A 21,031-nucleotide genomic window follows, 5' to 3' on the forward strand; every position below is an offset into this window, starting at 1 on the left:
TTGCGCAAATGCCGGAGCCCTGGGACCACAGTTGTGATCCATTCGGTCATGGGACCGGGAAACAACCTTGCCCACGTTCGGATCGTTGGATAATGAGGGGGAAAATGGAACGGGTGGTGGAATGTTCAAATCCCCTTTGAAAAGCGCCGTGGTGCTGTTGGCGAGTGTGGGTCTTCTGGCCTCTTGCAGTACGTTCAGGAATGGCAAGCTGGATCCCGAGGCCTACCGTGTAGAAGGCGGACCGAACCAGACACCGACATCCGCGACCGGGGGCACCAGCCTGTTCGACGCGTTCAAGAACGACGGCTCGGCGGGAATCCGGGTCAACCGTTTCCTCTGGACCGCCTCGCTGGAGGTTCTGAATTTTCTCCCGGTGCAGAGCGCCGATCCGTTCACCGGGGTGATCTCGACCGGGTATGGCACGCCGCCGGGGGGCGGACGGGCCTATCGCGCGACCGTCCTGATCAGCGACCCGGCACTGGACGCGCGGGCGCTGAACGTGGCGTTGCAATCGCGGAACGGCCCGGTTGCCGCCGGCACGCAGCGGGCGGTCGAAGACGCGATCCTGACCCGTGCACGGCAACTGCGGACGCAGGCGGGTCGATTCTGATCCGCCGCGCGGCCGCGCCTCAGACAGGCGCGTTGTCCATGATGCCCGAAAGCCACTGGAGCTGACGCGGCAGGCAGATCGTATGCAGGTCGTATTTGTCGCGCATCATTTGGCGCGCGGCTGCACCCAACCTGCGACGCGCAGCTTCGTCATCGAGCAGGGCGCAGACTTCGTCCACCAGAGCGTCGCCGTCGAAGAAATCCACCAGCCGACCCGTCTCGTCATGGCGAATCACCTCGCGCACTGGCGCGGTCCCGCTGGCGACGATGGCGGCGCCGCAGGACATCGCCTCCATCAACGACCAGCTGAGCACGAACGGGTACGTGAGATAAACGTGCACGCGGCTGACCTGCAGGAGGCGCAGGAACTGATCGTAGGGGATGCGCCCGAGGAAGTGCACGCGGGCGAAATCGGCGTCCGGGATCTGGTCGCGCACCTCGTCGAGGAAGATCTGCTTCCACGTCTGGCCCTTGGGCGGCGCGGCGCCGTAGCTGACCTCGTCGCCGCCGACGATCAGGACCTTGGCATTGGGACGTTCCCGCAGAAGGCGCGGCAGGGCGCGCATGAAGATGTGGTAGCCTCGGTAGGGTTCGAGGTTGCGGTTGACGAAGGTGATGACCTCGTCGTCGCGCGTGACGTCGACCTGGCCGTCGATGGCAAGGCGCACATCCGCCATGGGGCAGGCGTTGAGCGTGTCGATACCGTCGTGCGACACGGTGATCTTGTCACGGAACTCTGCCGGGAACGTGTCGGCCTGAAAGCGCGTGGGGCTTATACCGGCATCCGCGAAGGGAAAATGCAGGTGGTTGTTGACGTTCTTGAGCCGGATCCGCAGCGCCTGAAGGCCGCGGTCGGACGTATCGAATTCCGGGTCGAAGTTGAGGTGGGCGTCGTCGGCGAGGTGGTAGAGCTCGCAATACATCGCGAGCCGAGCCTTGGGCCAGACATCGCGCAGGAACATTGATTCGCCCCAGCCGGGATGGGCCAGGATGAGATCGGGCTGGAACCCCTTTTCCCTGAGCTGACGGGCGGCGCGGTAACAGGCGTCGCCGCGCGTGACCTTGGTGTCGAGGTCGACCAGCCAGGGATGCAGGTTCTGGCCATCGCGCTTGGGCAGTTTGTAGGGCAGGACGCGGACGCCATTCCAGTTGGCGGGTTTGTCGACCTTGAGTGTCAGCGCCACGCATTGGTGCCCGCGCGAGGCCAGCAGCGGCGCAAGGTGTTTGTATTGGCCGGGGAAATTCTGATGGATGAAGAGGATTTTCATGGAAATGCCCGCGCGTTTTTTTTCGGCTTATAGCGGCGGGGCGGAATTTTGCAAAATTCCAAGTCGGAAAATTCGAAATTTCCGGCCCGATTTCTTGGAAGAAATCGGTGGCGCTCGATTTTTGCCTGCTGCGCACTGGACCCTGCGGGCGCGGGGCCCTATCACCCTTTGGAGTTTGAGAAACGAGGGGCCGATCGGGTCATGTCGCGTTATTCCGCCGCTGATATCGAAGCAAGATGGCAAAAGGCCTGGGACGAGGCCGGGATTTTCCGGGCCGCGCGGTCGCAGGAGAAGCCGAAATACTACGTGCTGGAGATGTTCCCCTATCCCTCGGGGCGCATCCACATGGGGCATGTACGTAACTATACGATGGGCGACGTCATTGCGCGCTACAAGCTGGCGACCGGGCACAGCGTGCTGCACCCGATGGGATGGGACGCCTTCGGGATGCCCGCCGAGAACGCCGCGATGGCGAGCGGGGGACATCCCAAGGACTGGACCTATGGCAACATCGCCGACATGCGCGGGCAGATGAAGCCCTTGGGCCTCAGCCTCGACTGGAGCCGGGAGTTCGCCACCTGTGATCCCGAATATTATGGCCAGCAGCAAGCGCTGTTCCTCGATTTCCTGGAAAAGGGGCTGGTCTACCGGAAGAACGCGGTCGTGAACTGGGACCCGGTGGACATGACCGTGCTGGCCAACGAGCAGGTGATCGACGGCAAGGGCTGGCGGTCGGGCGCCGAGGTCGAAAAGCGCGAGCTGACGCAGTGGTTCTTCAAGATTTCCGATTTCTCGGGTGAGTTGCTGGAGGCGCTGGACGGGCTGGAGAACTGGCCCGCGAAGGTGCGGCTGATGCAGGAGAACTGGATCGGCAAGTCGCGTGGCATCGAGATTCCGTTCGCGCGGACGGATGCGGGCGACCCGATCATCTGTTACTCGACCCGGCCCGACACGATGCGCGGGGCAAGTTTCATCGCGATTTCGCCGGAGCATCCGGTGAGCCGCGCGCTGGCGAAGGACAATCCCGAGCTGGCGGCGTTCATCGCCGAGACGCGCAAGATGGACACCACAGAGGCCGCGATGGAAAAGGCCGAGAAGAAGGGGATCGACACCGGGATCACGGTGCGTCACCCGGTCTGGCCCGACAAGGAACTGCCCGTCTGGGTGGGGAATTTCGTGCTGATGGACTATGGCACCGGCGCGGTCTTCGGCTGTCCGGCGCATGACCAGCGGGACCTTGATTTCGCGCGCAAGTATGGGCTTGAGGTGCGCAATGCCTTTTATCTGCCCGGGCAGGACAAGGATGTCGAGACCGAGGCGCTGGTGCCCGCCAAGACCGAGACGGTGGTGTATATCGACCATTTCGCGGGTGTGGGCGAGGCCACCAGCCAGGAAGGCATAGACGCCACGATCGACTGGTTCGAGGAAAACGGGCTTGGCACGGGGCAGGTGAAGTACCGCCTGCGCGACTGGGGATTGTCGCGGCAGCGCTATTGGGGCTGCCCCATTCCGGTGGTCCACTGCGAGACCTGCGGCGTGGTGCCGGAAAAGAAAGAGAACCTGCCGGTCGAGCTGCCCTATGACGAGGGTGGCACGCCGATTGATTTCTCAATTCCAGGCAATCCGCTGGACCGGCATCCGACGTGGCGGGATTGCAAATGCCCGAGCTGCGGCGCGGATGCGCGGCGCGAGACCGACACGATGGACACTTTTGTGGACAGCAGCTGGTATTTCGCGCGGTTCACTGCCCCCGATGCGGACACGCCGACGCGGATGGAGGATGCGACGTACTGGATGAATGTCGACCAGTATATCGGTGGTATCGAGCACGCCATCCTGCACCTGCTTTACAGCCGGTTCTTTGCCCGGGCGATGCATATCTGCGGGCACCTGCCGGAAAAGGCGATCGAGCCGTTTGACGCGCTGTTCACGCAAGGGATGGTGACGCACGAGATCTACCAGACGAAGGACGCCAATGGCCGCCCGGTCTATCACCTGCCGGAGGACGTGACCAACGGCAAGCTGGCCGATGGCACCGAGGTTCAGATCATTCCCTCGGCCAAGATGTCGAAGTCGAAGAAGAACGTGGTTGATCCGGTCAACATCATCGACGCCTTCGGTGCAGACACCGCGCGCTGGTTCGTCCTGTCCGACAGCCCGCCGGAGCGTGACGTGGAATGGACCGCCGCCGGGGCCGAGGCGACCTACAAACACCTTGCGCGAGTGTACCGGATCGTGGCGGAGATTGCCGGGGATACCAGCCCGGCCAATGCGTCCGAGGACGAAGCGCTGGCAAAAGAGATGCATCGGGCGATTCATGACGTGACGGGCGGCGTGGAAAGCTTTGGCTTCAACGCGGCGATTGCCAAGCTATACGGTTTTACCAATACGCTGGCCAAGTCCGGCGCCGGGGCGGAGGCGAAAAAGGCCGCGGCCAAGGTTCTGGCTCAGCTGATGTCGCCGATGACGCCGCACCTGTCCGAAGAGCTTTGGTCCGCGCTGGGCGGCGAGGGGCTGGTGGCGCAGGCGCCGTGGCCGGTCGCCGACGAAGCGATGCTGGCGGACGACAACGTGACCCTGCCGATCCAGGTCAATGGCAAGCGCCGGGCCGAAATCAGCGTGCCCAAGGACATGGACAAGGCAGAGGTTGAAAAAGTCGCGCTGGCGCAGGAAGCTGTGGCAAGGTCGCTGGATGGGGCCCAGCCCAAGAAGGTCATCGTCGTCCCCGGGCGGATCGTGAATGTCGTCGTATAACCGTCGTTTCGTGTTGCTGGGCCTGCCCGCCGGGCTGGCCGCCTGTGGCTTTGCGCCTGCTTATGGGCCACGCGGCGCGGCGCAGAGGTTGCAGAATGCCGTTCTGGTGGATGCGCCGGACAGCCGCCCGGGCTACCTGCTGACCCGGCATATCGAGGACCGGCTGGGGCGCGGCGAGCGGCAGGTTTACGGGCTGAGCTATTCGGTCAATCTGAGGGAAGAGGCCGTGGCGATCTCGCGCACCAACGTGACGACGCGCTACAACCTGCTGGGCAACGTGAAATATGCGCTGCGCGATCTTCGCAGCAATGCGGTCGTCCTGAGCGGGCAGGCGGACAACTTTACCTCCTACTCGGCCTCGGGCACCACCGTGGCGACGCAGGCGGCCGAGCGCGATGCCGAGGCGCGGCTGATGGTGATCCTGGCGGACCAGATCCTGAACCGCCTGACCGCCGAGGCCGGCAAGCTGCCGGCATGAAGCTGTCGCCCCGTGATGCGCCGGCCTATTTCGCGCGGCCCGATCCGGACAAGACCGGCCTGCTGATCTATGGCACCGATGCGATGCGCGTGGCGCTGAAGCGGCAGGAGGTGATTGCCGCGCTGATCGGACCGCAGGGCGAGGAGGAGATGCGGCTGACGCGTATCCCGGCGAGCGATTTGCGCAAGGACCCGGCGATGCTGCTCGATGCGATCAAGGCGCAGGGGTTCTTTCCCGGCCCGCGCGTGGCCTTTGTCGAGGACGCCAACGAGACCGTGGCGCCGGTGGTGACGGCGGCGCTGGAGGAGTGGCAGCCGGGGGATGCGCAGGTGGTGGTGACTGCCGGCAGCCTGAAGCCCGCTTCGAAGCTGCGCAAGCTGTTCGAGGGGCACAAGAATGCCTATGCGTCTGCGATCTATGACGAGCCGCCGGGGCGGGCCGAGATCGAGGCGATCCTGTCGAAGGCGGGGCTGCGGGACATCCCGCGCGAGGCGATGGCCGACCTGAATGCGCTGGCCCGGGCGCTGGATCCGGGCGATTTCCGCCAGACGATGGACAAGCTGGCGCTGTACAAGCGCGGCGATGAGACGCCCTTGAGCGCCGAGGATATCGCCGCCTGTGCGCCGGTGTCGGTGGAAGCGGACCTGGACGACGTGCTGCATCTGGTGGCCGAGGCCAAGCCGGGCGAGATCGGGCCGGTGATGAAGCGGCTGCGGGCGCAGGGCGTGCAGCCGGTGGGCCTGTGCATGGCGGCGAACCGGCATTTCCGAACGTTGTTCGCGGCGGCCAGTGATCCGGGCGGGCCGGGGCAGGGCATCGCGCGGGTGCGTCCGCCTGTCTTTGGCCCCCGGCGCGACCGGATGCAGCGGCAGGCGGCGCATTGGGGCGCGGCCAAGCTGGAAGAGGCGCTGGGCGTGCTGACCGACACCGACCTGCGCCTGCGCTCGGCGGGGCAGACGGCGCCCGACATGGCGCTGGTGGAGCGTGCGCTGATCCGGCTGGCGACGTTGGCGCAGCGGTAGGGCGGTTCAGGAGATCTCTGCGAACATGGCCAGGGTTTCGGCCTCGGTCATGCGTTTGTGGTCGCCTGCCAGCGCGTAGGCGTCGGGCTTGCGGTCGATGAAGATTTCCTCGGTCAGGGTGATGCCGGTCGGGTCATTCAACAGGCCAAGAGCGACGTGCATGTCGCCCTGCATCGGGCCCGGTGCGGTGACGCGGTAGAAGAGGTTCGTGCCGCAGGTGGCGCAGAAACAGCGTTCGGCCCAGTCGGAGGAAATGTAGGTGGAAATGTTGTTGGCGCCAGTGATCGTGGCATCGCCCGCCTTGACGTGCAGTCCCAGATAGACGCCGCCGGACCATTTGCGGCACATCCCGCAATGGCAGGCGCCGGTGGTGTCAGGGGCGTTGGCGATGTCGAGGGTCACTGCGCAGCAAAGGCAGGTTCCGGATTTTTGCATGATAGGTCTCCACTCCAGGTTGGGGCAGGATAGGCGTTCAGTATGACAGCAAATGTCAGCAAGGGAGCGGAATTTCGTTGCGCCGCTCCGCAAGGCGCGCAAGCGTGAGGCGTCAAATCTGGGAGACGCGACATGTACGAAGTGATCGGATCGAAGGCCAGCCGGGCGTTCCGGGTGCTGTGGCTGCTGGAAGAGTTGGGCGTGGATTATGATCACACGCCTGCCGGGCCGCGCAGCGCCGAGGCGGTGGCGGCGAACCCGTCGGGCAAGATTCCCGCGTTGCGGGTGGACGGCGCGGTGGTGACGGAATCGGTGGCGATCATGAGCTTCCTGGCCGACCGGCATGGCGCGCTGACTTACAAGGCGGGCACGTTGGAGCGCGCGCGGCAGGATGCGCTGACGCACCAGATCCTCGATGACGTGGATTGTGCCCTGTGGATGGCGGCGCGGCACACATTCGTTCTGCCCGAGGACAAGCGGGTGGGCGCGGTCAAGGACACGCTGAAATGGGAGTACGAGGCCAATATCGCGCGGCTGTCCGAGGCGCTAGAGGGCCCGTTTCTGATGGGAGAGGAGATGACGATCCCCGATATTCTGCTGGTGCATTGTTTGCGCTGGGCGGAGATCGCGAAGTTTCCCGGCCCCGGCGAGGTGCTTGAGGCGTATAGGGCGCGGCTGGAAACGCGCGAGGCGTTCCGGAAGGTGTCGGAGATGGGGTGAGGGAGCGGCCGGTTCGCGTGGTGGGTTTCACCCACCCTACGGGATGGAGGCGGCCGCAGTCAGCGCGTCAGGGTGTAAATCTGCCAGTCGCAAAGCGGGCCGCGGCGCGACCGGCCCAAAGCCCTGTCGACAGGCAGGCGGTCAGGAGATAGCCTCCGGTGGGCGCCTCCCAGTTCAGCATTTCACCGGCGGCGAAGGTGCCGGGGCGGGATGTCAGCATCAGATCTTCGGTCAGGGCGTCGAAGTGCAGGCCGCCGGCGGTCGAGATCGCCTCGTCCATGGGGCGCGGGCCGGCAAGGGGGATCGGCAGGGCCTTGATGACCGGCGCGAGGTCGTCGGGCAGAGGGCGGGCGCATTCGTTCAGCAGAGCTTGTTCTACGGGCGCGAGGCGCAGGGTTTTGCGCAGGTGGTTCGATAGGCTGGCCTTGCCGCGCGGACGGTTCAGGCGTTTTCGGAGTGCGTCGAGCGACAGGTCCGGGCGCAGGTCGACCGTAAGCGCCGCTCCCTCGCGTAGCGGGCGGGAGAGTGCGTAGAGCCCGCCGCCTTCGATACCCTTGGAGGACAGAACGACCTCGCCGCGTGAGACGTGGCTGCCGGCGTGAAGCGCAATGTTCTTTAATGGCTGGCCGAAATGGCGCTGCATGTGCGACGACCAGTCGACGGTGAAGCCCATGTTGGCGGGTTGGAACGGAGTGATCTGATCCGGCAGATGAGCCGCCCACGCGCCGTCGGAGCCGAGGCGCGCCCAGCTGGCGCCGCCGCAGGCCAGCACGGTAACGGTGGGCGTCAGGCTGTGCGGGCCACCCGGCGTGTCGAACTCTATCGCATCGCCATTCCAGCCGGCCCAGCGCCAGCGGCGGTGCAGGGTCACGCCCAGCCCTTCGAGACGGGAGAGCCACGCGCGCAGGAGCGGCGAGGCTTTCATCGTGGTGGGAAAGACGCGGCCGGTGGAGCCGGTGAAGGCGGGCTGGCCCAGCCCCTCTGCCCAGCGGATGACATCGTCCGGCCCGAAGGCGGTGAGCATCGGGCGCAGGTGTGGCGCGGCCTCGGCATAGGCGGCAAGGCAGGTTTCCGGATCCTCGGCCTTGGTGAGGTTGAGGCCGGACTTGCCGGCCATGAGGAACTTTCGGGCCGGGGATGGCTTGGCCTCGGCCACGGTGACGGGCACGCCCGCCGAGGCGAGTGCGTCGGCGGCCATCAGGCCCGCCGGCCCCGCGCCGATGACGAGCGCGTCGGTCATGCGCCGGGGGGTGTCGCGGTGCCGAGCCCCTTGTGATGCACGACCTGCTGCGGGAAGGGGATTTCGATGTCATGCGCCTTGAGCGCGTTCCAGATGGCGAAGAGGACCTGCGGGGTGAAGCGGTTCTTGCCGTCGTCGATGCCGTTGACCCAGAATTCGACGGCGAACTCGACGCCGCTGTCGCCGAAGGCGCGCAACTCGCAATCGGGGCCGTCGGGTTCTTGCAGGATGAAATCGAGCTTCGAGACCGCCTCTTCGATGATACCCGGCACGAGGTTGATATCGGTGTCGTAGCTGACCGAGAAGGGCGCCTCGTAACGGTTGGCGCTGCCCTGATCGGAGTAGTTCACAACACGGGTGGTGATGAAATCCTCGTTTGGGACCACGATCCAGCGGCCATCGAAAGTTTCTAGGAACATGGCGCGGGCGGTTGTCTTGACGATCGTGCCCGCCTCGCCGTTGTCGAGTTCGACATAGTCGCCAACGGTGGCCTGGCCTTCGAGCAGCAGGATGAGACCCGAGATGTAGTTCGAGGCGATCTTTTGCAGGCCGAAGCCGAGGCCCACGCCGATGGCGCCGCCGAGGACGGCGAGCGAGGTCAGCGGGATGCCGAGGAAGTTCATCAGAACGAGGAAGGCCGCGCCGAAAATGGCGATCTCGGCGGCCTTGGCGGCAAGTTGGCGCGTGGCCGGGCGCATCTCTTCCTGCGACTGGATGTAGGTGGCGGATTGCTCGTTCGACCAGCGGCCCAGCCAGAAGGCTATGGCGCCCGCCACGACGGCCTTGATCAGCCACAGAAGGTCGAAGGACATGTTGCCCAGGGGGACGATGGTGGACTCGAGGCGTTCGGTCACGGGACCCAGCAGGTTCAGCACGTAGAGCGCCGCGACAGGGATCAGGACGTAGCGGCCCAGCAGTTTCAGGAACGGGTCCGAGATGATGTCGCGCACGAGGGCGCGGACCGCGAGAAAGAGGAACAATCGTTGGCCAAAGGCGATGACGGCGCCGGAGCCGAAGACCGAGCGGGTCACGTTTTCGCCGATGCCGGTCAGGACATAGGCCAGCAGCGGCAGCAGCAACGGCAGGAAAAGCAGCAGGAACCGGCGCGCGCGGGCGAGGATATGAACCTGGTCCTCGGGTGGGGTCAGGACGCGGGCAAGCGCCGGGCGCAGGCGGCGGGTGATGAGCCAGGCCAACAGGAACGCCGCTACGAGGATCGCGAATTGCGACCAGGCCGCGGGGCTGAGCGCCCATGTCTGCGCGATGTCCCAGCCCTGGCGGGCGTATTCGATGCCCTGCGCGACAAACGCGGGCGGGTTGTCCCAATCCATGGCAGCCCCCTTGCCATTCTTCGTGGTGCCTCCATCCTCTTGCCTGTCGTGGCAAAAAGATCAAGGAAAAGCGATGGACGACCCGGTGTGTCCGTTGTGCGGACGGCCCATCCCGCCCGAGGCAAAGCAGAGCCTGCATCACCTGGTTCCCAAGCTGAAAGGCGGCAAGGGCGGGCCGGTCGTGCTGTTGCATCAGATCTGCCACAACGAGATTCACGCCACGCTGACAGAGGCGGAGCTGGCGCGGGACTATGCCACGATTGAGGCGTTGCGGGCACATCCCCGGCTGGAAAAGTTCATCCGCTGGGTGGCCAAGCGCCCGCCCGGGTTTCATTCGAAAACACCGGGTGGGCGACGGAAACGTTGACTTCGCGCAAGGCGGGGCGTGCCGGGATGCGGTATGCTTGGCGCGGGAGGATTTCATAATGACCGTCAAATATATCGAAGATGCCGATACGAAGACCGTCGAGTTGACGGTGTCGGGAAAGGTCACGCGGGAGGATTACGACCGGATCGCTGACCGGATGCAGAGCTTTATCGACGCCCAGGGCACGGTGAAGCTGATCGAGGTGATCGAGAGCCTCGATGGGTTCGAGCCCTCGGTGATCTGGCCGGGGATCAAGTTCGATTTCAGGAATCTGCGCCATATCAGCCATGTGGCGGTGGTGTCGGATATCGGCTGGATCGGGCCGGTGTCCAAGGCGGCGGGGGCGCTGATGTCGACCAAGCTGCGGACCTATGATCTGGCCGATCTGGACGCGGCGCGGGAATGGGTCGCGGCAGCGTGACTTGACCGCGCGCCGGGATGGGGCACTCTTGCGGGCGTGGAAACATACGAGGGCAAGATGGATCTGACACGGCGGGAGGTGATGGCGCTGGCCGGCGGGCTGGTCGGGGCACAGGTTATGCCGGGGCCGGCGTGGGCCGGTGACTCGCGCCACCTTCTGACCGCGGCGCCCGCCGAGGTTCAGCTGGCGCCCGGCGAGTTTCCGAAGACGCGCGTATGGTCCTACGGTGGGCAGGTGCCGGGGCCGGTGTTGCGCCATAAGCAGGGCGAGATGTTCGAGGCGCGGCTGGTCAACGGGTTGGAGCAGGAAACGACCGTGCATTGGCACGGGTTGCGCCTGCCCAACGCGATGGATGGCGTGCCGGGCATGACGCAGGCGGCGGTGCACCCGGGCGAGAGCTTCGACTATCGGTTTGCCCTGCGCGATGCGGGCACGTTCTGGTACCATCCGCACGCCAATTCGCTGGAGCAGATTTCGCGCGGGCTGTCCGGGGTGCTGGTGGTGGACGAGGCGGAGCCGCCGGAGGTGGATGCCGAGGAGATCGCGGTGCTGGACGACTGGCGGCTGACCGAGGACGCGCAACTGCATACCGAGTTCGGCAATCGGCACGACATGTCCCATGCCGGACGGCTGGGCAATTATATCACCGTGAACGGCGCGGGCGAGCTGCGGCGCAGCTATGCGCGGGGCACGCGGCTGCGGCTGCGGCTGGTCAATGCGGCGACGGCACGGGTGTTCCGGCTGGTATTTAAGGGGATGAACGCCTGGGTGGTGGCGCTGGACGCGATGTCGGTGGAGCGGCCCGAGCGGGTCGAGCAACTGGAACTGGGACCGGCGCAGCGCGCGGACCTGATCGTGGACATCACCGCCGAGACCGGGGAGGAGGCGATCATCGGATCGGTGGAGCGGGACGGGACCTATGCGACGGTGTCCGTGTCGGTCGACGGCGTGGAGCAGGCCGTGCGAGACGCGCCGCAAGCACTGCCACCCAACGACCTGCCAGAGCTGGCGTTGAAGGATGCGCGGCAGGTGCCATTGGTCATGGAGGGCGGCGCGATGCGGGGCCTGCCGGAGCGGGTCATGTGGCAGGGATCAAAGATGGAGGCGCGGGCGCTCTATGAGGCGGGGCAGTTCTGGGCCTTCAACGGGCAGGCCGGGATGGATGATAAGCCGCTGGTCGAAGCTAGCCTAGGAGAGACGGTGCGGGTGCCGATGGAAAACCGGACGGCGTTTTCCCATTCAATGCATCTGCATGGGCAGCATTTCCGTGAGGTGCTACCCGATGGGCGTCTGGGGCCGTGGCGTGATACGCTGGTGATCCATCCCGACGAGACACGCGAGATTGCCTTTGTCGCCGAAAACCCGGGCGACTGGATGTTTCATTGTCACATGGCCGCGCACCAGATGTCGGGCATGATGAACTGGATACGGATCACGTAGGCGCCGTTTTCCGCGCGGAAAACGGGATAGAAAATACTTATTCTCTATCCCGGAATTTTCGAAAATTCCGGCGCGCTCAGGGGCGGCAGAGGTGCTTGATGCCCGCCGCGTGGTCCGGTGTGGCGCCGAGCGCATCGGTGGCGAGCGTGCGCGCAGTGTCGAGCAGGGCATCGGGCTCTGTCACCTGGTCGATCAGGCCCCAGTGATGCGCGGTTTCCGTGTCGATCTTCTGGCCCGCCATCAGGATCATCTTGGCCCGCGACGGGCCGATCAGCCGCGTCAGCCGCCCCGGGTCGGAGGGTTGTGGCAGGAACCCAAGTTTCATCACCGGGTAGAAGACCTTGGTGCCGGGCACCGCGATGCGCAGGTCGCAGGCCAGCACCATGCCCATGGCCCCGCCCGCGACGGTGCCATTGAGCGCGGCGATGGTCAGGCAGGGCAGCGCAGAGAATGCGCCCGACAGGCGCTCCCACACCGGGTCGGTTGGCAGGCCCGATTTGGCGGCCTCGAGGTCCATGCCCGCCGAGAACGCCTTGCCGCGGCCGGTCAGGACCAGCGCGCGGGCCTCGGTGGCGGCCTCGGCGATGTCGGCCAGCTCGGTCAGCATGGCGCGGGTCAGGGAATTGGCCTTGTCCGGCCGGTTCAGTGTGACGGTCCAGAGGCCGTCATCGGATTTGTCGAGGTCGATCATGTCAGGCCCACCGTGAGACGGATATCCTCGTTGCGCAGGCTGATGTCCTGACCCAGCCAGCCATCTGCCTCGGCCGTGCACATCCACGCCAGCGCCCGCGCGGGCCAGTCGGGCGGGATGTGGTCGGACCAGTCGAGCTGGGCCACTGGGTTCATGCCGCTGGCCTTGATCTGGTGCTGCATGTCGGTGGCCACCGTGCCGGGCGACAGGCCCAGAACGCGGATGCCGTGATCGCGGTTTTCCTTGTCGGCGGCGCGGGTCAGCATCAGCGCGGCGGCCTTGGAGGCGCAGTAGTGGCTCCAGCCTTCGAGCGCGCTGGTGGCGGCACCCGAACTGATGGTGATGATGGTGCCGGAGCCGGCCTGTTTCATGACCGGCAGGGCGGCGCGCATGCCGTGGAAGACGCCCTTGAGGTTGATGTCGATGACCGTGTCCCACTCGTCGGGATCGACGTCGGACAGGTGCGCGATGGGCTCGATCACCCCGGCGTTGCCGATCAGCACGTCGAGCCCGCCGAAACGGTCGGTGGTCGCGGCCACCGCGGCGCTGACGTCGTCGTAGCGGCTGACGTCGCAGGATACGGCCAGGGCGCGGTCGCCGATCTCGGACGCGATCTCCTCGATCGCGGAGGTGCTTCGCGCGGCGAGCACCACATTGGCCCCCAGCGACGCGAAATGGCGGGCCGCGGCGGCGCCGATGCCGCGGCTGGCGCCAGTGACGAGGACAGTCTTGTCTTGCATGGGATTGAACCTTTTCGCCGCTGCGATGACTAAGTCTTGATGCGAGAGCTATCGCGCGTGGCGGGCAAGGTCCAGCGGAAGGCGGGAATTACCCCCCTTGACCATGCCTGCGCTACGGCGGAAGCTATGCGCGACCAACGATTTCAACACGAAAGGATTCTTCATGAAAATGTTCGGTTTGACAGGGCGAGCCCGGTTCGGGATGACCACTGCGATGAGCATCGCGCTGACAGCGGGTGCGGCGCAGGCGGACGTCACGCCGGCGGATGTCTGGGCCGACTGGCAAGGCTACCTGTCGAGCTCCGGCTACGAGGTGAGCGGCGAAGAATCCCAATCGGGCGACGCTCTGACCGTGTCGGACGTGACCATGTCGATGGCTGTTCCCGAAGAGGACATGACGGTTTCCGTCAACCTTGGCGAGATAACTTTTACTGATAACGGCGACGGCACGGTTTCGGTGTCGATCCCCGCCTCGATGCCGATGCAGATACAGGCCTCTTATCCGGATGCCGAAGAGGTGGCAATCGGGTTGGAATACAACACGACCGGTTTCGAGATGACCGCATCGGGCGACCCCGATGACCTGCTGTACAATTATTCAGCCAGCGAGATCGCGATCATCGTGGGCGACGTGGTCGCCGAAGGTGAAACCGTCGATATCGGTACGGTGGAGTTCCGCATTGCCGATGTCGAAGGGACGACCACGATGACGGTCGGCAACCTGCGCACATCCGAGCAGAAGATGACCGCCGGCCCGGTGAACTACACCATCGACGTGGCCGACCCCGAGGGCAGCGACGGCCAGTTCACCTGGAAAGGCCAGTTCGCCGGCATGACGGTCGCTGCCAATGGCGCGATGCCGCTCGAGATGGACCCGGGCAATTTCGCGGCCTCGATCGAGAACGGTTTCGATGCTGATGCAACGATCACCTATTCCGAAGGATCGAGCGAATTCGAGATCGTGGAGCCGTCGCAGACGACGCAGGGCACCACCAGCTCGGACGGAGGCGAGATCACCGTGGCGATGGGCGCTGATGGCCTGACCTACGATCTGTCGGCGAGCAACATGCAGCTGAACATGACCGGCGGCGATATTCCTCTACCGATCGAGGTCGGGTTCGGCACCGCGGCCTTCAACCTGACCGCCCCCATCGTCGAGAGCGAGGAGGAACAGGATTTTGCGCTGGGCCTGACGCTGGGCGATTTCACCATGTCGGACATGATCTGGGGCATTTTCGATCCCGCAGGCCAGTTGCCTCGTGACCCGGCGACGATCGACCTGGACCTGACAGGGACGGCCAAGCTGTTCTTCGACCTGTTCGACCCCGAGCAGATGGAAGCAGCGGAAACCGGCGAGTTGGGTGTGCCGGGCGAGCTGAACACGCTGGATATCAACACCCTGACGGTCAGCGCAGCGGGTGCGGAACTGACCGGCGAAGGGGCGTTCACTTTCGACAACTCCGATCTGGAGACCTTCGACGGAATGCCGGCGCCGGACGGGTCGGTCGACCTCAAGCTGACCGGCGCGAACGGGCTTCTGGATACGCTGATTGCCATGGGCATTGTCCCAGAGGAACAGGCGATGGGCGTGCGCATGATGATGGGCATGTTCGCGGTTCCCGGCGACGGCGAGGACACGCTGAACTCGACGATCGAGGTCAAGAGCGACGGACAGGTCCTTGCGAACGGGCAGCGTCTGCGCTGAACCCGACCGAGGTGAAGACATTTGCGGGGGCCGGACGATCCGGCCCTTCGTGCTTTTGACGATTGAGCTCTGATGAAAGGTGAGCCTATGACGTATTCCCGTGTTTTCCCCGTGATCCTGAGCGCTTCGGCTGTGGCGCCGGTGACGGCGCTGGCCGATGTGACGGCCGACGACGTCCTGACCAACATGATGGCGCCGGCCCGGGCCTTTGGCTTTGAGGTCACTGCCGAGCCGGTGCGCGAAGGCGACAGCCTGCGGGTCGACAGCATGGTCATGACCTATGCGATGCCGATGGATGCGGGCGTGGCGCGGCTGAGTTCGAACGGCTTCACCCTGACCGAACAGGGCGACGGCAGCGTGGCGCTTGCCTATCCCGATGGAATGACAGCGGAGATCACCTTCACCTTGCCCGAGGAGGGTGAGGTGATGTCCGCGTCTCTGGTTTACGAAGGGTTCGACACTCCGACCATTGCCACCGGCTCGCCGGGGCAGGTGAGCTATGACGGGGCGTTCGAGAACGCGCGGTTCGCCTTGACCGACTTCACCGTGCCGGACGAAGGCGTGGTGGATGTTTCGGTCGAAGGCACTTTGACCGGGACCAGCCAATACGAGATCATCGAGGGGGATATCGTGAGGGTGTCGATGTCCACCACCTCGGACAGCATGACCTTCGACACGAAATTCAGCGATCCGCAAGGCGCTGTGTCGAGCGGGCAGCAAAAGATGACTGGCGGGACCTCGGAAGTGGAACTGGCGATCCCGGCCGGGCAGGTTGACCTGCTGAACCTTGACGATGCGCTGCGCGCCGGGCTGATGCTTTTGGCCAAGACCGGGGGTATGCAGGTGGACGGCACCACGGTGACCGCGGTCGAGGACATGGAGATGCGCCAGACCACGGCCTATACCATGGAGAGCAGCGATGTCGCGCTGAGCGAAGACGGGCTGTCGGTGGGCGGCGCCTATACCGATTTCGCGTTCGAGTTCGTGATGCCGCCGGAAATGCCCTTTCCGATTGCGGGCCAAATCGGACGCAGCGAAGGCCAGATCACGGCGCCGGTGACCGAGACCGATGGCGCGGTGCCGGTCGAATTTCTTATGACGCTGGAAGAGGTGACCCTGGACGAGGCGATCTGGGCCCTGTTCGATGCAGAGGAACAACTGCCGCGCGACCCGATGACGGTGGTTTTTGACCTGTCCGGCGAAGCCGTGCTGAGCCGCGATCCGCTGGATATCATGCGGATGATGAACGTGTCCCCGACAGAGGAGACACTGGACCGGATCGAGAACGTTCAACTGAACGACCTGGTGGTGCGAGCCGTGGGCGCGGAGCTTACCGGCAGCGGTGCTTTCGAGGTCGATAACGAGGATTACGAGACCTTCCCCGGCATGCCCGCTCCGAATGGTAGCGTCGATCTGCGCGTCAGCGGTGCCAATGGCCTGATCGATACACTGGTCGCGATGGGACTTGTGCCTGAGGAGCAGGCCATGGGTGCCCGCATGATGATGGGCATGTTCGGCACACCCGGTGAGGGCGAGGATGTGATCACCTCGACCATCGAGGTGACCGAGGATGGACAGGTGCTGGCCAACGGCCAGCGGCTGCGGTGAGCCGGTGAGGGTCTGGCAGGGAATCGCGCTCGCGGCGCTGTGCGTTCCGCGCGCTGCGCTTGCCGACCTGACGGTCGAGGAGGCGTGGGGCGTCTGGACGACCCAGTTCGAGGCGCTGGGCCTTGATTGGGAAGCCGATGTTGTGCCCGAGGGCGATGCGCTGGCGGTGGGACCGATCTTTCTTTCGATGCAGTTTCCGGGGCTTCCGCTTGAGATGACCCTGCAACTGCCAGGGCCCCGTTTCGTGCCCGATGCCGGGGAAATAGTGGTGCAGTTGCCCACCTCCGAGGCCATGCCGTTCAGCGTGGCTACGACCGGCGACGCGGAAGACGGATTTAGCTCGTCCGGTGCGTTCGCCTGGCGAATGGAAGACGTCAGCGTGCGGATGCGGCAGACCGACGCCGGGATTGAGACACGCTGGAGCGGCGAAAACTTCGAGATCGACATGACCGAATACGGTATTGGCGGTCAGCCCTTTCCGGCTGAGTACCGGTACGTTCAATCCGGTTTCGACATCACGCAGATCAGCCGGATCGACGACGCTTGGCTGGACTTCACGCGCCGCGGCGTGGCCGGGCAGGTGGTGATCGACTATGGCTATGGGGACCAGAGCAGCCCGGAGGGTCTGGCCGGTACGCTGAGGCGTGACGAGGTCGAAACCCTGACCGAGCTGCGCCTGGCGCGCGGCGGGCCGACGCTGGACCGCCTGCCGGAGCTTGCCGAGGCCGGCATGATGTTCCGACACGAGGCCGCGGCCAAGTCCGGCTTTGACGAGGACGACGAATGGTATGCCGGCGAGCAGATCGCTTCCAGCGAGACCCGGTGGACCAACATCACGGGCCTTTTCACGCTGAAGGGCGACGGTTTGGGTGTCGTGTCGGGGGCGGACGCGGCCGAGATGCAGATGACGGACGAGTTATTGGGCATCAGCGTGGACGTTGAGGCGGCGCGAATCCTTTTGGACCTGGCAATGCCGGTCTTGCGGGCGGTCGAGCCGCAGGATTACGCGCTGCGGTTCGAATTGGACGGGCTGACACTGTCGGAAGAGACCTGGACTGCGTTTTTCATGTCCGACGCGCTTCCGCGACAAACGGCGGATCTGAAGGTCGATCTGGGCGGCGAGGCGATCCTTCTGGAGACGTTGTTCGACCTTGCCGCGTTAGGCCAATCGTTCAACGGACCCTTGCCGGTGTCGATCGAAACGCTGGACCTCAGGGCGCTGGACGCCCGGTTCTGGGATGCGGAACTGGCGGGAAAGGGCGCGGTGAGATTCGATCACAGCGCGCCGCAGGCCTTCGACGGGTTCCCGGCGACGGAAGGCGACGCCACGTTCGAACTGATCGGCGTTCAGGGCCTGCTTGACCGGCTTACAGAGGCCGGCGTTCTGACGATCGATGACGCTATGTCGGCGCGGATGATGATGGGCATGTTCACCGCACCGGTGGATGGCGAGGACGACGCGGTGCGTGCCGAGGTAGAGCTTTTCGGCGACGGGCAGGTCGTGGTGAACGGGCAGCGCCTGCGCTGACTGCCCGGCGCCCATGCCTTGCGCCCGTTTCGGCAGCGCAGTAGATCGGGCCCTGACCAAATTCTCACACGCCTGCGCGACGTCGGACGCGCGCAGCATACAGGAGAGCTTTATGCCCGTGACACCGGAAAACCTGACCGAAGCGCTTTTGGCGGCGGCGCATAAGGCCGGGGCCGACGCGGCAGATACGGTGGCCGTCGAGCGGCGATCCCAGAGCATCGGTGTCCGGGCCGGAACCTTGGAACAGGCGGAGCGATCGGAACGCGTCGAGGTCGGCTTGCGTGTCTTCGTGGGGCAGCGTCAGGCCTGCGTCGGCGCGTCGGACACACGGGAAGAAACCCTCGTGATGTTGGCCGAACGCGCGGTGGCCATGGCCCGCGAGGCGCCCCAGGATCCGTTCGCCGGGCTGGCGGAGCCGGACCAGCTGGCGCAGAGCTGGGATGTCGCGGCGCTGGAATTGCACGACCCCGGTTCAGAACCGGCAGCGCCCGACATGCAGGAGGCCGCGTTGGCGCTGGAGGCTGCTGCGATGGCCGTGGATGGCGTGACCCAGGTTCAGGCGTCGGCCGATCACGAGGTCGAGCATATGCACATGGCGGCGACCAACGGCTTTTCCGGCGGGTTCACCAGCAGCGCTCGCAGCCTGAGCGCAGTTGCGATTGCCGGGCAGGGCACGGGGATGCAGCGTGACTATGATGCGGATACGCGCGTATTCGCCGCCGACCTGCGCACACCGGAGGAGATCGGGACGCGGGCAGGGGAACGTGCCGCTGCGATGCTGGACGCGAAGAAGCCTTATACCGGGTCCTATCCGGTGCTGTACGACGAGCGCGTGGCCGCGAGCCTGATCGGGCATCTGCTGGCCGCGATCAACGGTGGTGCGGTGTCGCGCGGGGCGTCGTGGCTGATGAACCGGATGGGCGAGCCCGTGCTGCCTGACGCGCTGTCGCTGACCGACGATCCGCTGCGCCCGCGCGCGCTTGGCTCGCAGCCTTTCGATGCCGAAGGGTTGCCGGTGGCAAAGCGGGCGCTGGTCGAGAACGGGGTGCTGAAGTCGTGGATTCTGGACCTGGCCACGGGGCGCAAGCTGGGGCTGCCGTCGACGGGTCATGCGCGGCGGGCGCCATCCTCGGTGCCGTCGCCTCTGTCGACCAACGTGGCGCTGACGCAGGGCGACAAGAGCCGTGAAGAACTGATGGCGGAGATGGGAACGGGCCTGTTGGTGACGTCCATGATCGGCTCGACGATCAATCCCAATACGGGTGATTATTCCCGCGGGGCGTCCGGGTTCTGGATCGAGAAGGGCGAGATCGCGTTCCCGGTGAACGAATGCACCATCGCGGGCAGCCTGCCGGAGATGCTGCGCGGGATCATTCCGGCCAATGACGCGCGGCCCTGGAAATCGCGCGTGGTGCCGTCGCTGCTGGTCGAAGGGCTGACCCTTGCCGGCAACTGAGCTGGATCTTCTGATTTCTGCGGCACGGGCGGCGGGCGAGGTCGCCTGCCGCTATACCGGTCCCGAGGCGCGGGTCTGGGACAAGCCGGGCGGCGCGGGGCCGGTCACCGAGGCCGACCTGGCGGTGAACGAGGTGCTGGCCGAGCATCTGCGCGGCGCACGGCCCGAGTATGGCTGGCTGTCGGAGGAAAGCGCCGACACGCCCGAGCGGCTGTCGCGTGACCGGGTGTTCATCATCGACCCCATCGACGGCACGCGCAGCTTCATCGAGGGCACGCGGACCTGGGCCCACGCGCTGGCCGTCGTCGAGCGGGGCGCGGTGGTGGCGGGCGTGGTCTATTTGCCGATGCGGGACATGATGTATGCCGCCGCGGCCGGGCAGGGGGCGACGCTGAACGGCAAGCGCCTGAAAGTCAGCGATGCCGGGGCGCTGAACGGAAGCAGCATGTTGGCGGCGAAACCGAATTTCGACGCGCGGCACTGGCGGGCCGGGCGTCCGCCCGAGATGGACCGGGGGTTCCGCCCGTCGCTGGCGTATCGGCTGGCGCTGGTGGCCGAGGGGCGGTTCGACGCGATGATGACCCTGCGCGGCGCGTGGGAGTGGGACATCGCGGCGGGTGACTTGATCTTGCGCGAAGCCGGCGCGGTGACTTCGGACCGGGAAGGAAAGCCTCTGCGGTTCAACAACCCGATGCCGAAGCTCGACGGGGTTCTGGCCGCGAATCCGGTGGTGCATGGCGCGCTTCTGGAGGCGCTGGCGCCCGGGGCTGCGATCTGATCCGAGTGTGCGGCTGCGCCGCGCAGGTTTGGTTTTGTTCGAGTATTTTCGGAAGGATGAAACGCCAGCTGAGCGACAGATTGGCGCGTTTCTCCGCTTGCCGTCGAACCGCGTTCGGCCCGACCTAGGTTCCCGTTTCCAAGATGGGAGACGGTATATGGACGGACAGACGATCGAGCAGGACGCGCGGACTGCGGAATACCTGCGTCAGAAGGAGATCTTCGAGCGCAGCATGGCGGACCTGCGGCGGGACTGGCGCAAGCGAGAGGCGGGGGGCCATGCGGTGATGGCCGTGGCCTACAGCCTTGAAGGTGCAAGCCGGAAGGAGACTTGGCTGGGCAAGGCCGTGACGGTGTCGAAATACGCGCTTATCACCTTTGCCGCGGTGCTGCCGAACCTGGCGATGATATTGATGCTGGCGGACTGACGCGCTTGGCGCT

The 21,031-nt window shown here is 65.3% G+C and carries 20 protein-coding genes; 14 read left to right on the forward strand and 6 right to left on the reverse strand.

Features of this window, described 5'->3' with window-relative positions:
* Window positions 1-121 precede the first annotated feature (121 nt).
* Entirely contained in the window at window positions 122-610 is a 489-nt protein-coding gene (locus FIU86_RS03270; RefSeq protein WP_152473770.1) for a DUF3576 domain-containing protein, read from the forward strand.
* Between the two features lie 19 nt (window positions 611-629).
* On the opposite strand, the gene FIU86_RS03275 is transcribed toward FIU86_RS03270, so the two are convergent.
* A complete protein-coding gene (locus tag FIU86_RS03275) occupies window positions 630-1,877 on the reverse strand; it encodes a glycosyltransferase (protein WP_152473771.1) in 1,248 nt (415 codons plus the stop codon).
* A gap of 201 nt (window positions 1,878-2,078) precedes the next feature.
* Here FIU86_RS03275 and leuS point away from each other — a divergent pair, with 201 nt between their 5' ends.
* From leuS to holA, 3 genes are read left to right on the forward strand one after another with little or no spacing between them, the layout of a single operon-like run.
* Window positions 2,079-4,631 (forward strand): leucine--tRNA ligase, encoded by a 2,553-nt coding sequence (gene leuS / locus FIU86_RS03280; RefSeq protein WP_152473772.1) that lies wholly within the window; start codon window positions 2,079-2,081, stop codon window positions 4,629-4,631.
* Entirely contained in the window at window positions 4,618-5,109 is a 492-nt protein-coding gene (gene lptE / locus FIU86_RS03285; RefSeq protein WP_152473773.1) for an LPS assembly lipoprotein LptE, read from the forward strand. Before leuS ends, lptE begins: the two co-directional genes overlap by 14 nt.
* Window positions 5,106-6,131 (forward strand): DNA polymerase III subunit delta, encoded by a 1,026-nt coding sequence (gene holA, locus FIU86_RS03290; RefSeq protein ID WP_152473774.1) that lies wholly within the window; start codon window positions 5,106-5,108, stop codon window positions 6,129-6,131. Before lptE ends, holA begins: the two co-directional genes overlap by 4 nt.
* A gap of 6 nt (window positions 6,132-6,137) precedes the next feature.
* Here the strand turns inward: holA and FIU86_RS03295 are convergent, their stop codons facing one another.
* Complete coding sequence (locus tag FIU86_RS03295; RefSeq protein ID WP_152473775.1) at window positions 6,138-6,566, reverse strand: GFA family protein; 429 nt, start codon at window positions 6,564-6,566, stop codon at window positions 6,138-6,140.
* 132 nt (window positions 6,567-6,698) lie between these two features.
* On the opposite strand from FIU86_RS03295, the gene FIU86_RS03300 reads away from it, so the two are divergent.
* Window positions 6,699-7,286 carry a glutathione S-transferase family protein gene (locus tag FIU86_RS03300; RefSeq protein WP_152473776.1) on the forward strand — a complete coding sequence of 196 codons (588 nt, stop codon included), beginning with the start codon at window positions 6,699-6,701 and terminating at the stop codon, window positions 7,284-7,286.
* Between the two features lie 67 nt (window positions 7,287-7,353).
* Here FIU86_RS03300 and FIU86_RS03305 read toward each other — a convergent pair whose 3' ends face one another.
* Together FIU86_RS03305 and FIU86_RS03310 are read right to left on the reverse strand one after the other, a co-directional pair.
* Window positions 7,354-8,526 carry a TIGR03862 family flavoprotein gene (locus FIU86_RS03305; RefSeq protein ID WP_152473777.1) on the reverse strand — a complete coding sequence of 391 codons (1,173 nt, stop codon included), beginning with the start codon at window positions 8,524-8,526 and terminating at the stop codon, window positions 7,354-7,356.
* Window positions 8,523-9,857 (reverse strand): mechanosensitive ion channel family protein, encoded by a 1,335-nt coding sequence (locus tag FIU86_RS03310; RefSeq protein WP_152473778.1) that lies wholly within the window; start codon window positions 9,855-9,857, stop codon window positions 8,523-8,525. The genes FIU86_RS03305 and FIU86_RS03310 overlap by 4 nt, the downstream gene beginning before the upstream one ends.
* Window positions 9,858-9,930: 73 nt before the next feature.
* Here FIU86_RS03310 and FIU86_RS03315 point away from each other — a divergent pair, with 73 nt between their 5' ends.
* Genes FIU86_RS03315 through FIU86_RS03325 form a run of 3 tightly spaced genes read left to right on the forward strand, consistent with a single transcriptional unit; the run spans window position 9,931 to window position 12,085 of the window.
* Window positions 9,931-10,224 (forward strand): HNH endonuclease, encoded by a 294-nt coding sequence (locus FIU86_RS03315; RefSeq protein ID WP_152473779.1) that lies wholly within the window; start codon window positions 9,931-9,933, stop codon window positions 10,222-10,224.
* Between the two features lie 58 nt (window positions 10,225-10,282).
* A complete protein-coding gene (locus tag FIU86_RS03320) occupies window positions 10,283-10,645 on the forward strand; it encodes an STAS/SEC14 domain-containing protein (RefSeq protein ID WP_172977415.1) in 363 nt (120 codons plus the stop codon).
* A 36-nt stretch (window positions 10,646-10,681) separates the two neighbouring features.
* Window positions 10,682-12,085, forward strand: coding sequence for a multicopper oxidase family protein (locus FIU86_RS03325; protein ID WP_254703927.1), 1,404 nt, complete (start codon window positions 10,682-10,684; stop codon window positions 12,083-12,085).
* Window positions 12,086-12,161: 76 nt separating this feature from the next.
* On the opposite strand, the gene FIU86_RS03330 is transcribed toward FIU86_RS03325, so the two are convergent.
* A complete protein-coding gene (locus FIU86_RS03330) occupies window positions 12,162-12,776 on the reverse strand; it encodes an enoyl-CoA hydratase/isomerase family protein (protein ID WP_152473781.1) in 615 nt (204 codons plus the stop codon).
* Entirely contained in the window at window positions 12,773-13,516 is a 744-nt protein-coding gene (locus FIU86_RS03335) for an SDR family oxidoreductase (protein ID WP_152473782.1), read from the reverse strand. Before FIU86_RS03335 ends, FIU86_RS03330 begins: the two co-directional genes overlap by 4 nt.
* 163 nt (window positions 13,517-13,679) lie before the next feature.
* Between FIU86_RS03335 and FIU86_RS03340 the strand changes: the two genes are divergently transcribed.
* The 6 genes from FIU86_RS03340 to FIU86_RS03365 all read left to right on the forward strand — a co-directional run bounded on the left by FIU86_RS03340 (window position 13,680) and on the right by FIU86_RS03365 (window position 21,018).
* Window positions 13,680-15,221, forward strand: coding sequence for a DUF2125 domain-containing protein (locus FIU86_RS03340; RefSeq protein WP_172977416.1), 1,542 nt, complete (start codon window positions 13,680-13,682; stop codon window positions 15,219-15,221).
* Window positions 15,222-15,308: 87 nt separating this feature from the next.
* Complete coding sequence (locus FIU86_RS03345; RefSeq protein ID WP_172977417.1) at window positions 15,309-16,829, forward strand: DUF2125 domain-containing protein; 1,521 nt, start codon at window positions 15,309-15,311, stop codon at window positions 16,827-16,829.
* Entirely contained in the window at window positions 16,792-18,357 is a 1,566-nt protein-coding gene (locus FIU86_RS03350; RefSeq protein WP_152473785.1) for a hypothetical protein, read from the forward strand. Before FIU86_RS03345 ends, FIU86_RS03350 begins: the two co-directional genes overlap by 38 nt.
* A gap of 112 nt (window positions 18,358-18,469) precedes the next feature.
* Entirely contained in the window at window positions 18,470-19,813 is a 1,344-nt protein-coding gene (locus tag FIU86_RS03355; protein ID WP_152473786.1) for a TldD/PmbA family protein, read from the forward strand.
* Complete coding sequence (locus FIU86_RS03360; protein WP_152473787.1) at window positions 19,800-20,591, forward strand: 3'(2'),5'-bisphosphate nucleotidase CysQ; 792 nt, start codon at window positions 19,800-19,802, stop codon at window positions 20,589-20,591. The genes FIU86_RS03355 and FIU86_RS03360 overlap by 14 nt, the downstream gene beginning before the upstream one ends.
* 157 nt (window positions 20,592-20,748) lie before the next feature.
* Entirely contained in the window at window positions 20,749-21,018 is a 270-nt protein-coding gene (locus tag FIU86_RS03365; RefSeq protein WP_152473788.1) for a hypothetical protein, read from the forward strand.
* Window positions 21,019-21,031: the final 13 nt, after the last annotated feature.

Origin of the sequence: Roseovarius sp. THAF9, assembly GCF_009363715.1 — a bacterium.
Lineage (GTDB): Bacteria > Pseudomonadota > Alphaproteobacteria > Rhodobacterales > Rhodobacteraceae > Roseovarius.